We start from the raw sequence: 14,108 nt of genomic DNA on the forward strand, positions 1-14,108 counted from the left end.
CGTCTTCAAAGCTCCCTGAAATCCGGTCAGGCAGAGCCGAAAACGGTTGGTTTCGAGAACCGGAGCGGAGCGTACTTCAGTACGTCGCCTCGGCGAGCGCAGAGACCGGCCGTTTGCAGGCCGGCCTCATTGGATTTCCTTACAAAACGCCGGCTTCGTTCTTGAGCTTGTCGACCAGTTCGGCGACGCTCTTGACCTTGACGCCTGCCTTGCGGCCGCCCGGCTCCTCGGTCTTGATGACCTTGAGGCGCGGCTTGACGTCGGCGCCGTAATCGGCCGGGCTCTTCTCGTCCAGCGGCTTCTTCTTGGCTTTCATGATGTTGGGCAGCGAGGCATAGCGCGGCTGGTTGAGGCGAAGGTCGGCGGTGACGATCGCCGGCATCTTCAGCTCCACCGTCTGCAGGCCGCCGTCGACCTCGCGCGTCACCTTGGCATGGTCGCCCTCGAGCACGACCTTGGAAGCGAAGGTGCCCTGCGCCCAGCCAAGCAGGGCGGCCAGCATCTGACCGGTCTGGTTGGAATCGTCGTCGATCGCCTGCTTGCCGAGAATGACAAGGCCTGGCTTCTCCGCCTCGACCACGCCCTTCAGCACCTTGGCGACGCCGAGCGGCTCGGTCTGTTCGTCGGTCTTGACCAGGATGGCGCGGTCGGCGCCCATGGCGAGCGCGGTGCGCAGCGTTTCCTGCGCCTGCTGCGGGCCGATCGAGACGACGATGATCTCTTCGGCCTTGCCGGCTTCCTTGATCCGGATCGCTTCCTCGACCGCGATCTCGTCGAACGGGTTCATCGCCATCTTGACGTTGGCGAGTTCCACCGCCGAACCATCGGCCTTCACGCGAACCTTCACATTCGCGTCCACAACCCGCTTCACGGGCACAAGGATCTTCATTTGCCTGTCACCTCTTCACGCTAATCGGGCGCGCTATAGCAGCCTGCGCCCTTTCTGAGTTGTCGAAAGCCGACATTCCTGACTGAATTCCGGCCAGACGGAATTCTGGCCGGATGGAAATTCTGGTCTTTGCCCGCCTTGGGGCTGCTCCTTAACCGCCTTGGGCTGCGACGGAGACGTTTCCGTAATTGTGGCAACCCTTGTCGTCAATACGCTGGAAGCAAGCTCAAATCGGTTCAGTTTGGGCCAGAAGGGTTTCCGCGACCCCAGCGCGCCGCAGTGGTGGACGTTTCGGGCGTCGCCGGTTCGCCAACTGCCGGCTGCTGTTCGGGGGTCGGAACCACGGCATCCTCGTCAGCGGGGGCAAACAGCGGCACGCCGCGACTGCGCAGGACGAGCACCAGGACCGCGCCGGCAATGATGCCGCCGATGTGGCAGGCCCAGGAGATTTGATCCTCGCCACCGGCCGCGAACATGACGACCTGGAACGCCACCCACAGGACGAGCGGGATGAAGGCTGGAATGCGCAACGGGATGCGGGCAAAGGCAAGCACCCACACCTTCACCCTGGGATAGAGGATCAGGTAGGCGACGACCACGCCGGCAATGGCGCCCGAGGCGCCGATCAGCGGCGCTTGCGAATCCCAGGCGACGAGCCCCTGGAAAGCGGCTCCGGCGATGGCGCACAGGAGATAGAAGATCAGGTAGCGGATGTGGCCGAGCGCGTCCTCGACATTGTCACCGAACACCCAAAGGAACAGCATGTTGCCGCCGAGATGGAAAATGTCGGCATGCAGGAAAGAGTAGGTGAGGTAGCTCAGGCTCTCGGGGATGATGACAAAGCGAGGGTCGAGCTCGGCCGTGTCGTGAACAACGGAGGGGATGAAGCCGAGGCCGAGCACGGCGGCATTGGTGAAGTTCTCGCCGCCGAGCGCCGTGGCGCAATAGACCACGGCGTTGGCGACGATCAGCCCGATCGTCACATATTGCAGCCTGATATGGCGCAACCTGTTGGTGTCGTAAAGCGGGATGAACATTTGTCGTCGGCCCCCCGCCTTTCGGTCCGTTCAGCGGTTCTTGCCGGGAACCCATAGCACGTCGGCATTTCCATTGTCATTGACCGCCCGGGCGGCGACAAACAGGAAATCCGAGACGCGGTTGATGTATTTCAGCCCGTCGCGGTTGACGTGTTCGGCCGGGTCCTGAGCCAGGGCCACCATCAGCCGCTCGGCTCGCCTGGCCACGGTGCGGGCGAGATGGAGGGCAGCCGCCGCCGGCGTGCCGCCGTTCAGCACGAAGGATTTCAGCGGCTGGAGGTGCTTGTTGAGGAGGTCGATGTCGTGCTCGACACGGTCGGTCTGCGCGGCAACGATGCGCAACGGCTCGTAGCCAAGCGGCTTGCCGTCATCAGGCACGGCGAGATCGGCGCCGAGGTCGAAAAGGTCGTTCTGGATGCGGGCAAGCATGGCGTCGATCGCCTGATAATTCTGTGCGGTGTGCACGCGAGCCATGCCGATGCAGGCATTGGCTTCGTCGACCGTGCCATAGGCATCCACCCTGAGATCGGATTTCAGCCGCCGCTCACCAGTGCCGAGGCCGGTTGTGCCGTCGTCTCCGGTACGGGTGTAGATCTTGTTGAGCTTGACCACATCGCCTCCCGAAAGGCCTCACTTGCGGGTGAAATACACGGCCAGCAGGATCAGCGCCAGCGCCACCGCCTGCAGCAGAACACGGGTCTGCATCAACTTGTTGGAGGTCATACCGGAGCCGCCGCGCATCATGTTGATGAGGCCCCTGATCAGCACGACCACCACGGCGGCCATGACCAATATGGCAAGGATCTTGAAGACGGTGGTCATTTTTTGCGTTTCCAGTTCTTTTCTTGTTCAGGCGCGCTTGGCGAGCAGGCGGTGGAGCATCGTTGCCGGCAGGATGCGTTTGAGCATGGTACCGATCTTGGCCGACATTGTTACCACATAGTGCGGGCGTGGGCGCCGCGACAGAAGTGCGTGGCAAAGCACCTTGTGGACCACTTCCGGCCCGGGCTTCAGGGCCGATTGACTGCCGCCGGCGCGCATGCGCTCCAGCTGCGCGACATAGTCGGCGCGATGCACGGAATTCTCGTGGTCGATATTCCCGAGGAACCAGGGCAGGCCGTTGCTGGCGATCTTCGATTTCACCGGCCCCGGCTCGATCAGCGAGACATGGATGCCGCTGCCGGCCAGTTCCTGGCGCTGGCAGAGCATCAAGGCCTCCAAGGCATGCTTGGACGCCGAATAGGCGCCGCGGAAGCGCACCGGCACGAGACCCAGGATCGATGAGCAATGGACGAGGCGGCCGTGGCCCTGGCGGCGCATCACCGGGACCAGACGGCGGGTCAGGTCGTGCCAGCCGAAGAAATTGGCCTCGAACTGCTCCTTGAGCGCCGCAACGGGCAGATCCTCGACGGCGCCTGCCTGCGCGTAGGCGCCATTGTTGAACAGCGCGTCGAGCTTGCCGCCGGTGCGGTCGAGCACTGCCGTCACCAGGGCGGCGATCGATGCCGGTTCAGTGTAATCGAGATAGAATGCCTCGATTCCGTCCGCTTCGAGTGCGGCGATGTCTTGCGGCTTGCGCGCCGTCGCGAACACCCGCCAGCCCTCGGCCTTCAATGCACGGGCGCAATAGGCGCCTATGCCGGAAGACGCACCGGTGACGATGATGGTGCGCAACTCTGCCGCTGGAGAATTCGAGGTCTGACGAAGGGTTGCCATTTGCCGCATTCCCTTCCCATATTCGCGGCGTCGAGACAATCGAAGGGAGCGCGCGTTCTTGCTGCGGAATATTGTCGCCCTGCGCCGCGTGCTCTACGACGCGCTCGGCCATTTCAACACCGATGACGGCTGGGCGATGGCCAGCCATCTGGCGATCACCTCGCTGATGGCGCTGTTTCCGTTCCTGATCTTCGCCACGACGCTGGCCAGCTTCCTCGGCGCCCAGGCCTTTGCCGACACAGCCGTGCATCTGGTCTTCGACACATGGCCCGAGCAGATCGCCAAGCCTATCGCGCGCGAAGTGCTGAACGTGCTGACCGTCAGGCGCACCGACCTGTTGACCTACGGCGTGCTGCTTGCCGCCTACTTTGCCTCCAACGGCATCGAGGCGCTGCGCACGTCGCTCAACCGCGCCTATCGGGTCACGGAGACGCGCGGCATCATTTATCGCCGGGTGCAGAGCATCTTCTTCGTGCTGATCGCGACCGCCGGGTTCCTGGCTATCAGCGTGCTGCTGGTGTTCGCGCCCCTGCTGGCGCGGCTGGCGGAAGCCCATTTCGTGTGGATCAAACCCTATACGGGTACGATCACGCTGTGGCGCTACGTCATTGCCTCAACTGTCATCATCGGCGGACTTTTCGCCGTCCACTACTGGCTGCCGGCCGGCAAGCGCCGGTTCGTCTCGCTGATACCGGGCATCGTCTTCACGCTGGCCGCATGGCTTATCGGCTCGACGATGTTCGCCACCTATCTCGACCATTTCTCGTCCTATGTGACGACCTATGCCGGTCTCGCCTCGATCATGATCGCGGTGGTTTTCCTCTACATCGTCTCGGCGATCTTCATCCTCGGCGGCGAGCTCAACGCCGCGATCAGCCGTTATTTGGAGGCGCGTGCCCGAGTCGGTTGACCGGCCGAGCTGAAGAATTGAGGAATTGAAGAACTGGAGAATTAATGAGTTGAGAAGAAGTACACAGCGCCAGATAGGCCGATTTTCCTCAATTCCTCAATTCCTCAATTCCTCAATTCCTCAATTCTTCCCTTGGTCTGTCGAGCCGTTGCCAGGCCGACGCCGAACGTGGTGATCGCCATGCCGGCGATCTGAAGTGCGTTGAGCTGTTCGTCGAACAGGGCCCAGGCGATGATGGCCGTCACCGCCGGCACCAGGTAGAACAACGACGCCACTTTCGACATCTCGCCGTCGCGGATCATCACCATCAGAAGCAAGATGGCGCCGAGCGACAGCACCAGCAGCAGCCAGGCCATGGCGAAGATCAATTCGCCATTGATGACGACGGTTTGCGTTTCGAAGGCGAGTGAAGCCAGGATCATCAGCGAAGCGCCGCCGACATATTGCCACATGGTGGCCGATACAAGGTCGCCGCCGGAAGCAAAACGCTTCTGCCAGACGGTTCCGGCACTCATGCCGAGCACCGAGACCAGCGACGCGCTCAGCGTCGCCGCCGTCACGCCGCCGCCGAGCGCTCCGAGTTTTGGCCAGAGCACGATGACGATGCCGATCAGCCCGATAGCAAGGCCAAGCCAGTGGCGCGGCAGGATGGCTTCGCCCAGAAATTTGCCGGCAAGCACCGCGGTGATCAGCGGCTGCAGGCCGACGATCAGCGCCGAAAAACCGGCCGGCATGCCCCTATGAATGGCCCAGAAGACCGCGCCGAGATAGATGCCTTGCATCAGCACGCCGGCGCCGGCGGCGTGCAGCGCCTCGGTGCGGGTAGCTGGTTTCGAGCCTAGCACAAGCGTCAGGACGGCCAGCAAGATGGCGGCCAGCACGAAACGCGCGGCGAGGAAGGTGAACGGCTCCGCCCACGGCATGGCGTAACGCGCGCCGATGAAGCCGGTCGCCCAAAGGACGACGAAGGTGGCGGGGATGAACCGCTTGATGCTGGACATTTTCCGGAAACCGCCACGCTGGTGAGAATTGACCGTGACGATGCTCTAATCCTGTTCAACCCGGCGCGCAAAACGAAACGATTGATCCATGCGTCATGGGAATTGAACGTGTCGCGCGTCCGGGGAGCGTTTCTCCAGACATGGTACTGGTCAAAGCCCGACCATCCTTCTGACGTCGTGAGGCGAAGCGCCCGCGTCGCGCAAGGCGGCGAGGCCGGTATCCTTGAGGCTCTTCGACAGTTTTCGCCCGTCCGGCCCGAGGATAAGCCGGTGATGGAAATAAGCCGGCTGCGGCAACACAAGAATCTCCTGGAGCAGCCGCTGCACCCCGGTCGCGGAAAACAGGTCCTGTCCGCGTACGACATGGCTGACGCCTTGCAGCGCGTCGTCCACGACGACGGCGAGGTGATAGCTGGTCGGGATGTCGCGGCGCGCCACGATCACGTCGCCCCAGTCCTGCGGGCGAGCCTCGACGGAACGCGTCGCGGAGAGCGTCTCACCGCTGAATTCGGCCCATGCGAGGTCCTTGCCGGCACGCGCCATGGCGGCGCCGACGTCCAGACGCCAGGCGAACGGCGCATTTTCGGCGATGCGCCGGTTGCGTTCCCTGATCGGCAGCGCCTTGTCCGCCGGCGGATAGAGCGGCACACCATCGGGATCGCGCGGCCAGTCGCGTCCGCGCTTTTCGGTGTCGGCGATGAATGCCCTGATCTCGCCACGGCTCATGAAGGCGGGATAGACCAGTTCCTCGCGGATCAGCCGCTCCAGCACCGTCCCGTACTCGGCGAAATGCTCCGACTGGCGGCGCACCGGCGCTTCCCAGCCCAGGCCCAGCCATTTCAGGTCGGCAAGCATGCCCGCCTCGAACTCCGGCGTGCAGCGCGCCGTGTCGATATCCTCGATGCGCAGCAGCAGGCGGCCGCCCGCATGCATCGCCAGCTTCTGATTGAGCAGCGCCGAATAGGCGTGGCCGAGATGCAGTTCGCCGTTGGGGCTGGGCGCGAAGCGGAATGTCAGGAGCGTCATGTCTCGGGCGGCAATCGGGTTGTGCTGTGGTTTTGGCGGTTGCTACTTTGCTGCACATTCGCGGACAAGGATACCATGCAGCGCATCGCGACACTGGACGACGTTGAGCGGGGGCTCGATGCGCTCTGCGCGCTCGACCCACGGCTGGAAAAGGTGCGCGGCATGGCCGGCGAGGTGCCGCTCAGGCTTTCGGAGCCCGGTTTCAGGAGCCTGGCCTCGATCATCGTCTCGCAACAGGTGTCGCGGGCCAGCGCCGATGCCATCTTCGGCCGGCTGACAAAGCTAGTCGATCCGCTGACGCCGCAGGCGATCCTGGCCGCCGGCGAGGACATGTTTCGCGAGGCCGGCCTGTCGCGGCCCAAGCAGCGCGGCCTCATCGCGGTCGCGCAGGCCGTAGCCGACGGGCTCGACCTGCATCACCTTTGTTCGCTCGACGCCAGGGAGGCAATCACCAGGATGACCGCCGTGCCCGGCATCGGTCCCTGGACGGCGGAAGTGTATCTGTTGTTTGCCGCCGGGCATCCCGATATTTTCCCGGCGCGCGATGTCGCCCTGCAGAGCGCTGTCGGCCACGCGCTGGGCATCGACCCGCGTCCAGCGGAGAAAACGCTGATCGCGCTGGCCGAATCATGGAGCCCGTGGCGAGGTGTCGCATCGCGGCTTTTCTGGTCCTATTATCGCGAAACCAGGGGCCGGGACGCCGCACCGCCTACCTGAATCCGCAAAAAAGCATAAAAAACATGCTTTTTTGGCACGTCGCGCGAGCGACAATCCGCTTCACATCCCTGTCATGTCAGGCTTACAGTATCCGCGCCGAACGGTCGGGCTTTTGAAGCAGCGCGTGACCCTTTCCGAAAGTCGAATTCGATTTTCGGGGTCATGTGCGAACCAAGGAGGTCAACAAGGTGACGGTTGCCGTATCTCCGGATGGGCTTCCAGCGCTGGTGCTGAATGCGGACTACCGTCCGCTCAGCTATTATCCCTTGTCGCTCTGGTCCTGGCAGGATGCCATCAAGGCGGTGTTCCTCGACCGGGTGAACATCGTCGCCGAATACGAGCACGCGGTATCCTCGCCGACCTTCTCGATGAAGCTGCCGAGCGTGGTCAGCCTGAAGGCCTATGTGAAGCCGTCCAGGCATCCGGCCTTCACCCGCTTCAACGTCTTCCTGCGCGATCGTTTCCAGTGCCAGTATTGCAGCACGCCCGACGACCTGACCTTCGACCATGTCATTCCTCGCCATCGCGGAGGTGCCACGACATGGGAGAACGTCGTCGCCGCCTGTTCGCCCTGCAATTTGAGGAAGGGCGGCATGATGCCGTCGCAAGCCAAGATGTGGCCTCTGCAGAAGCCGTACCAGCCGACGGTGCACGATCTGCATAACAACGGCCGGCTGTTCCCGCCCAACCATCTGCATGAAAGCTGGATGGATTATCTATACTGGGATGTCGAACTGGAGCCATAGAGTTCGTCAGAATCCGCCATGCTGGCCGCCTGACTCAGCTTTCTGCGCTTCCGGTGTTCACGTACTTAAGTACGCTCCGCTCCGGTTCTCGGAAGCCGCGCCATTCGATTCAGCTTGCCGAATTTCTGGACGAACTCTGCTTCGCGCTGGTTTAATCGCGGGCCAGGGCGCCGCGAAAGGCGACGGCGGCGAGGATCAGGCTGGCGATGGCGTTCCAGCCGGCCAGCGACAGGCCGAGGATGCGCAGCGCCGCCTTGTCGCAGGAGGGCGGTACGAATTTGTCGAGCGCGTCGAGCACGCCCTTGCCGCCGGTGTCGACCGGGCCGGCGCCTGCCGTGCAATCGGCAGGACCTTGCCACCATGCCCATTCGACGCCGGAGTGGTAGACGCCGAGATAGAGGCCGTAGAGCATCAAGAGGCCACCGATGGCCAGCAAGCCGCGCGTCACCCATGCCGGTGCTTGCAGCATCGATGCGATCGCCGCCAGCACCATCAAGGGCACGCCGATGTAATACGGCGTGCGCTGTTCCAGGCAGAGATGGCAGGGGATGTAGCCGCCAATGTGCTGGAAGCCGAGCGCCGAACCAACGGTCGCGGCCATCGCGACCGCGAGAAACAAGGCAGCGCGTGTCCGCTGGCGTCCGGTATCGGCATTCATGGTCGCTGTCATCGGTTTCTCGTCCATCGTGTTCGCCGTCCGCCAAATCTGCTTGCCACGCTCTCGAAACCGTTGCGCGGTTTGAGCGACAAGCGTCAGAGAGCGTACTTGATCAGAATATAGAGCAAAATCAGGGCAACCGCGGCGGCGGCGGCGATGAGGCCCAGACGCTTTTCGATGAATTCGCGGATTGGCTCGCCATAGCGGCGCAAAAGCCACGCCAGGAGCAGGAAGCGGCCGCCGCGCGCGATGATGGCCAGCACGATGAACAGCGCCAGGTTGACGCCCAGGGCACCGGACAGGATCGTCACCACCTTGATGGGCGGCAGATGCGCCGCACCCGAGGTGACCAGCATCAGGGCAATGAACTCGATGCTTACGCCCGCGGAGGAGCGCAACTGCTCGAACTCGTCATACTTGCCATAGAATTCCAGGATAGGCCGCGCCACCGCGTCATAGGCGTAGTGGCCGATGAACCAGCCGGCAATGCCGCCCAACACCGAGGCGACGGTGGCGATCAGCGCATAGCGATAGGCGCGATCCGGCCGCGACAACGCCATCGGCAGATAGAGCACGTCGGCCGGCACCAGGAACACCGAGCTTTCGACGAAGGCGATGAAGGCCAGCCACCATTCGGCGGATTTGCGCGCCGCCAGCGACAGGGTCCAGTCGTACAGTCCGCGAAGCATAGGCTCTCCTAGTGCATGTGACCCAAAACCGCGCCGCACCCATGTCTCCAGACACGCCGTGCTTTGATGCGCAGCCTGTCTAGAAAGATTTTCCGCGCTGCACAATGGCAGCAGCGCCACGAAATCAAAAGGCGAAGATTGGTCGAATCCGGTGCGATACCGAGAATTGGCCAGTTGACGAACAGGCCTCCGACCGTATAGTCCGCGCCCATCCAGGCCGCCCGGCCTGAGCCCCTATGGCGGAATTGGTAGACGCGCTCGACTCAAAATACTCTACCGGGCATTTACACCATCGTAGACATTACCCTAGTGGCATGATTTCCTTCGCGATTTCGTGCCGCTTTGGCGTTTCCAGCGATGTCTCCACTCACGTAACTAGATTGTGTGGGAAAGGGCTTTGTGGGAAAATTCTGTGGTAACTGTGGTAATTTGCGTTTTCCGCGTGCCTAGCAGATATCGTGCGTGTTGTTGCGCTTGCGTATCGACCCGGCACTCTCTGGACGCCCCGCAGATGACTGGAACCGCGTTGACCGACAGACCTTCTGAAAACTCGCTAGAGCCGCTCATTCAGGCGCTGAAGCGGTTTAGCCATTTCGACCCCAAAATGCAGGTTTCGACTATTCTGACGCTGCTGGAGGTTGCCGAGGCTGAAAACAGGGGGGAGCCAATCTCGGTCCAAGACATCGAAATTCGGGTTGGACTTAAGTCGGGCACCGCTTCCAGAAATGTCTACTATTGGGAGGAAGGCCATAAGGATATGCGCGGCGGGCACAACATGGTCTCGATCGATTTCGACCCTAAAGACCGCCGCCGCCGTTCTCTGCGTCTGACGGCCAAAGGAAAGGCATTTGTTTCGTCTCTGTTGGATTAGCTTCGCCTGACGGCCTTCGAACCCGTCCGGTGGCTCAGCGCACCACGTGCCCGGTTTCGGCAATGATTTTGGGGTTCGGTCCAATAGCAATCGTGTAGCTGAAGCTGGCCACACCTTTTGCCTGCTTGCTCCTTGGCAGGCTGCGAACAACCCAGTCGTACTTGCCAGACACCATGCATCTCGCATTGCCACATGTGACCATGACACTCTCGTCCCGGACGTGGTATGCCCGTTCAGGCCATCGTTGGAAATAGCTCTTCTTGTCAGCAACAATTGTGCTGAGGTCCGTCGGTTTGCCATAATAGTCCACGATGCCGGCGTAGGACGTGAGAACCTGCGCGATTGCCATTTCTTGGTTGTCGCCGTGGCGCTCAATAAGGCCTTTGACGAAGGCTGCCGCAGCGCCCTCCAATTGTCGTTCTTGTTGTTCGTTTGCGCTAGCTTCAGCCGGTTGCGGAATAGGCGTTGATGGCACCTGCGACATATCTACGGTCGGGGGCGCTGAGGTGAGGTTGGTGACCCGCAGTTCCGTCATCTCACTGGCGGAAAGATATCGCATGTCTGATTTGTCATAGCTCAGCGCCACGGCCATGAGTTTTGGGTCCACGCCCATCTCGGCCATGTAGGACATGATTTCAGCAGTGACGGCTTGAACGTTTGTTACCGCCTCGTCGGAAGACATCCCGCTATCTGGAGCGAAGGACGAGCGATGAACGCCAATAGACCCCGGATCGGCGACGCGACGAACGCCGCCCATGAAAGCCAGCGAACATGCCGAGGCGCACTGCAACTGGCGAACTTGAAGTGTGTCCAATCCCGCTGCTCGGATCATACGTCCGAGATGCATTGCACTTCCAACACTTCCCCCCGGAGAGTCGAAGACGATTACTCTAGCACCGCTGCTAGTGATCGCGCTGCTAAACTCATTCAGCGGTTCATTGATCCCAAATTCGCCAGAAACAATGAGAAACGGCAGTGCTCCTGGGGACGAAATCGGCTTGTATTCCAGCGCATTGGCGAAAATTGTCGAGGCCGCGATTATTGACCAAACAGCCAAAATTTCCAGAACCGAACGCATAGTTGCCCACTCTGACTTACCCTTCACAAGTAAGAGCCGGTTAATCCGCTATTTCAAGGCCCCATTGTTGCGAGATCGATATATTGTCAAAGGACTGGTTCATGCAGTGATAAGGGCGGGGAATTGGAAACCGATGTCCAACCTCTACAACATTACCACCAGCCAAGACGCCATCCGCGAGTGGGACCGCACCACGAGAAGGCGATGCCGGTGATCCTCACAACCCGAGAGGAGACCGAGACGTGGCTTACCGCGCGTTGGTCCGAAGCCAAGCGGCTACAGCGGACGGCGCCGGACGATGTGCTTGCAATCGTCGAGAAGCCCGCCACGCAAATCTAGTTTCCTCAAGGTGCCCCTGACGCCAGTCGGCCATATGTCGTTGTCGTAGGAGCTAGAATGATGACACGCGCCGCGCGAGTGCAAATTCGCAAACCAATCCCAAACTCTGGACGTGGCTCGTCGAACGTGGCAGCCTTTTACTGATAGAAGACTGACGTCTTTAGTGCTTTCCTTGCTCAATCGCCTTCAAGAGTTCGGTAGCCATTTCTGCCTGCGCTGTCTGTTTCAAGTCGTCCAGCCGCTTAAGGGTCGCCTCCCAGTTTAGGAACACAGCTACGGACGATTTCTGAAGCGGGTAGTAAACTTTGTCGCTGACAGCCCAACTGCGTAATTTGTCGAGAAGGAACAGAAAACCTTCATCGGGTTTTGAATATGCAGTTATCCAGGCCTGCACTTGAGGCAAGCCCGACAAGTCTCTCCATCCAAAAAGGTAGCTAGCCACGTCAGGCATGTCAGGGATTTTGTCCTTCTGCGCTCGGGCGGAGGCTCTTTTTCTCAAAACATCCAAAAGCCCACCCAGTTCTTTCTCATTGAAAACCCAGGTCTCAGGGTTTTTCTTTTGATCGCCAACAATGCCATGGTGCCAAATCTCGCCTCGGAAGAAGGTGCCGACCAACCAATTCATAGATGTGCATTCTGAAGCGAGGCGATGGGAAATCGATTGGAAAATATCAGCATCCAGCCTTCTTAGGCGTCTGAGGCAGTCTTCGACAACTCCCTTCGCGAGCGATTCGACCGAGATCGAAAATGGGCGCGGCCTATTATCGGTTCTTAAAACAGTGTCCATACTCTCACATATCGACAGTATCAGCCCAGACAACGTTTTACCATCCAAGCTATTTATCTTGGCAGTGTCTAACCTGTTGAGCACATGCTCGAACCAACTCTTGCCAGAGGTGCGTTTTTCTTCGGATAGCGCCGCGAGGATTTCGGCAAGCGCGTCGGGGTTTGTTCTCGCAAGCTCCAGTAGTTCCTCAAACCGCTTGTCAGGCATGACAGTTTTGGGAGGTGTCAACGCGAAATAGTAGCGGTAATGAATTGGGCTCCCGAGCCGCCGGAAGGCGACTATTTCTTCCATTTCCCGCAAGCTCGTGGTGGAGAAAACACGCTGATCTGGTTGGTCGCTTTTGATGACCCCTGGTACAAATCTTCGAAAACTCCAAATTGACCGCAGGGAATCTGATTCATCGGATGGCAGGAGCGCAGCGAGTTTTTCGCCAAGTCGTTTCCTCTCATCTTTGCCAATAGAAGCGTCACCCGTGGCTAGTACAGAGCGAACCGAGAGATATTCCTCAAGCCAACGGTATAGGGGTGGATTCGTTGTTTTTATCAGATGGAGGCGACACATATCCGGGAAGTAGACGTCTGCGGCTACCGTCGGATACACAAACCGAACACCATTCAGTGCGAGTTTCACTTCGCGGGGAGTGCTTAGGGCTGAGCCCTCGCGATCTATCGCACGTTTGAGGTCGTCAAGCAGTTCCCCGCTTGGAGCAGCCCCCGTGACTTCTTTAAAAATTTCGAGCGCTTTAGTAAGGAAATTCGTCCTCAGATCGAAAGGCTCAGGCAGCGGAATTGAGAACGTCAGCTGAACAATCTTCTGAAGAAAGAGATCGCCATCCTCTATTTTCAAACCAATTTTTATCGCTTGGGATAATACCTCGCGATCGTAGCACATAAGGTATGCAATCTTAGGAAAATCAGCAACCGAGCGAATTAATCTGACAACCTCAAGCGCCTGTGGTGGCTCCAACCTATCAAGGTCATCCAGTATCACCACGAATCCAACATCAAGGCTGGAAAGCTTGGATGAAATTGCCGCTTTCGTTTCTGCTGTCGTCGGATGTCGTTGTGATTGCTCAAGATATTGAGAACCGAGCTCCAGAGCATCTGCGGCCACCTTGGCTCCAGGAGCAAAGTACTCTGCAAAACGAGCCGCTGGAGCAAGCGTCCGCCCAGTTTTTGCGCCATAACCCCTAAGCTGATCGCCTAAACCGGTGCTCTTCTTTCGGATCTTGGCCACCTGACGTTTCCAGCCAACGACTTGTCCCAATTCCGCATTGTCCAAAATGTCAGCCATCGGTTCGATCAGAGAGCCAACTAGGTTCGACATGTCTCCACTGAGCCACGGAGCGATACTTATCACATGAACATTTTCCGGCTTGGTTCGCTTCAACTCAGTGCGCAGAAAGTTTAGAAGAGTGGTCTTTCCAGACCCCCAAGGCCCTTCCAGGCCAATGACCATCCCGTCACCTTCCAAGGCCTTTAGGACGGCTGGCGCCAGTCGCCGAGCTATTCCCACGAACCCGAAGAGATCAGCCTCCTCGGAATCCAATGGGCGGTCAGAATCAGGCTGTGTGGATTGCTTCATTCAAATCACGAGCCATTTTCGAGCCAGACCGGCCTTGGGGCAGGTCTTTATGAGTGAGTG

At 59.8% G+C, this 14,108-nt stretch carries 15 protein-coding genes and 1 pseudogene; 5 read left to right on the forward strand and 11 right to left on the reverse strand.

All coding sequences use genetic code 11. The features are described from left to right. Positions 1–139: 139 nt before the first annotated feature. From LB536_RS17990 to LB536_RS18010, 5 genes are all read right to left on the reverse strand, one after another. Complete coding sequence (locus LB536_RS17990) at positions 140–889, reverse strand: electron transfer flavoprotein subunit beta/FixA family protein (RefSeq protein WP_140754254.1); 750 nt, start codon at positions 887–889, stop codon at positions 140–142. A 236-nt stretch (positions 890–1,125) separates the two neighbouring features. Then, entirely contained in the window at positions 1,126–1,926 is an 801-nt protein-coding gene (locus tag LB536_RS17995) for a rhomboid family intramembrane serine protease (protein ID WP_224595105.1), read from the reverse strand. Between the two features lie 30 nt (positions 1,927–1,956). Then, entirely contained in the window at positions 1,957–2,538 is a 582-nt protein-coding gene (locus tag LB536_RS18000) for a cob(I)yrinic acid a,c-diamide adenosyltransferase (RefSeq protein WP_140754250.1), read from the reverse strand. 18 nt (positions 2,539–2,556) lie between these two features. Next, positions 2,557–2,748 (reverse strand): twin transmembrane helix small protein, encoded by a 192-nt coding sequence (locus LB536_RS18005; protein ID WP_140754248.1) that lies wholly within the window; start codon positions 2,746–2,748, stop codon positions 2,557–2,559. A gap of 27 nt (positions 2,749–2,775) precedes the next feature. Then, positions 2,776–3,642, reverse strand: coding sequence for an SDR family oxidoreductase (locus tag LB536_RS18010; protein WP_140754246.1), 867 nt, complete (start codon positions 3,640–3,642; stop codon positions 2,776–2,778). A gap of 58 nt (positions 3,643–3,700) precedes the next feature. Here LB536_RS18010 and LB536_RS18015 point away from each other — a divergent pair, with 58 nt between their 5' ends. Continuing rightward, positions 3,701–4,552: a YihY/virulence factor BrkB family protein gene (locus tag LB536_RS18015; protein WP_140754244.1), complete on the forward strand. Its 852-nt coding sequence runs from the start codon at positions 3,701–3,703 to the stop codon at positions 4,550–4,552. Between the two features lie 104 nt (positions 4,553–4,656). Here LB536_RS18015 and LB536_RS18020 read toward each other — a convergent pair whose 3' ends face one another. Continuing rightward, positions 4,657–5,553 carry a DMT family transporter gene (locus LB536_RS18020; protein ID WP_140754242.1) on the reverse strand — a complete coding sequence of 299 codons (897 nt, stop codon included), beginning with the start codon at positions 5,551–5,553 and terminating at the stop codon, positions 4,657–4,659. A gap of 150 nt (positions 5,554–5,703) precedes the next feature. After that, positions 5,704–6,579 (reverse strand): tRNA glutamyl-Q(34) synthetase GluQRS, encoded by an 876-nt coding sequence (gene gluQRS / locus LB536_RS18025; protein WP_224595108.1) that lies wholly within the window; start codon positions 6,577–6,579, stop codon positions 5,704–5,706. A 75-nt stretch (positions 6,580–6,654) separates the two neighbouring features. Between gluQRS and LB536_RS18030 the strand changes: the two genes are divergently transcribed. Together LB536_RS18030 and LB536_RS18035 are read left to right on the forward strand one after the other, a co-directional pair. Beyond that, positions 6,655–7,296, forward strand: coding sequence for a DNA-3-methyladenine glycosylase family protein (locus LB536_RS18030; RefSeq protein ID WP_224595110.1), 642 nt, complete (start codon positions 6,655–6,657; stop codon positions 7,294–7,296). 188 nt (positions 7,297–7,484) lie between these two features. Further along, positions 7,485–8,042: an HNH endonuclease gene (locus LB536_RS18035; RefSeq protein ID WP_027143453.1), complete on the forward strand. Its 558-nt coding sequence runs from the start codon at positions 7,485–7,487 to the stop codon at positions 8,040–8,042. Positions 8,043–8,193: 151 nt separating this feature from the next. Here the strand turns inward: LB536_RS18035 and LB536_RS18040 are convergent, their stop codons facing one another. After that, positions 8,194–8,712, reverse strand: coding sequence for a disulfide bond formation protein B (locus tag LB536_RS18040; RefSeq protein WP_224595113.1), 519 nt, complete (start codon positions 8,710–8,712; stop codon positions 8,194–8,196). Positions 8,713–8,795: 83 nt separating this feature from the next. Beyond that, positions 8,796–9,389, reverse strand: coding sequence for a YqaA family protein (locus LB536_RS18045; protein ID WP_224595116.1), 594 nt, complete (start codon positions 9,387–9,389; stop codon positions 8,796–8,798). Positions 9,390–9,900: 511 nt separating this feature from the next. Between LB536_RS18045 and LB536_RS18050 the strand changes: the two genes are divergently transcribed. Next, positions 9,901–10,260, forward strand: a complete 360-nt coding sequence (locus LB536_RS18050; RefSeq protein ID WP_224595120.1) for a hypothetical protein — start codon at positions 9,901–9,903, stop codon at positions 10,258–10,260. Between the two features lie 34 nt (positions 10,261–10,294). Here LB536_RS18050 and LB536_RS18055 read toward each other — a convergent pair whose 3' ends face one another. Next, on the reverse strand, positions 10,295–11,338 hold the full coding sequence (locus tag LB536_RS18055) for a hypothetical protein (protein WP_224595123.1): 1,044 nt from the start codon (positions 11,336–11,338) through the stop codon (positions 10,295–10,297). Positions 11,339–11,518: 180 nt separating this feature from the next. Between LB536_RS18055 and LB536_RS18060 the strand changes: the two are divergent. Next, positions 11,519–11,677: pseudogene (locus tag LB536_RS18060) on the forward strand (SOS response-associated peptidase); the annotation flags it as partial. A gap of 160 nt (positions 11,678–11,837) precedes the next feature. Here the strand turns inward: LB536_RS18060 and LB536_RS18065 are convergent. Next, positions 11,838–14,048: a P-loop NTPase fold protein gene (locus tag LB536_RS18065; RefSeq protein WP_224595125.1), complete on the reverse strand. Its 2,211-nt coding sequence runs from the start codon at positions 14,046–14,048 to the stop codon at positions 11,838–11,840. Positions 14,049–14,108: the final 60 nt, after the last annotated feature.

Source organism: Mesorhizobium sp. ES1-3, from assembly GCF_020164795.1.
In the GTDB taxonomy this organism is placed as follows: Bacteria; Pseudomonadota; Alphaproteobacteria; order Rhizobiales; family Rhizobiaceae; genus Mesorhizobium.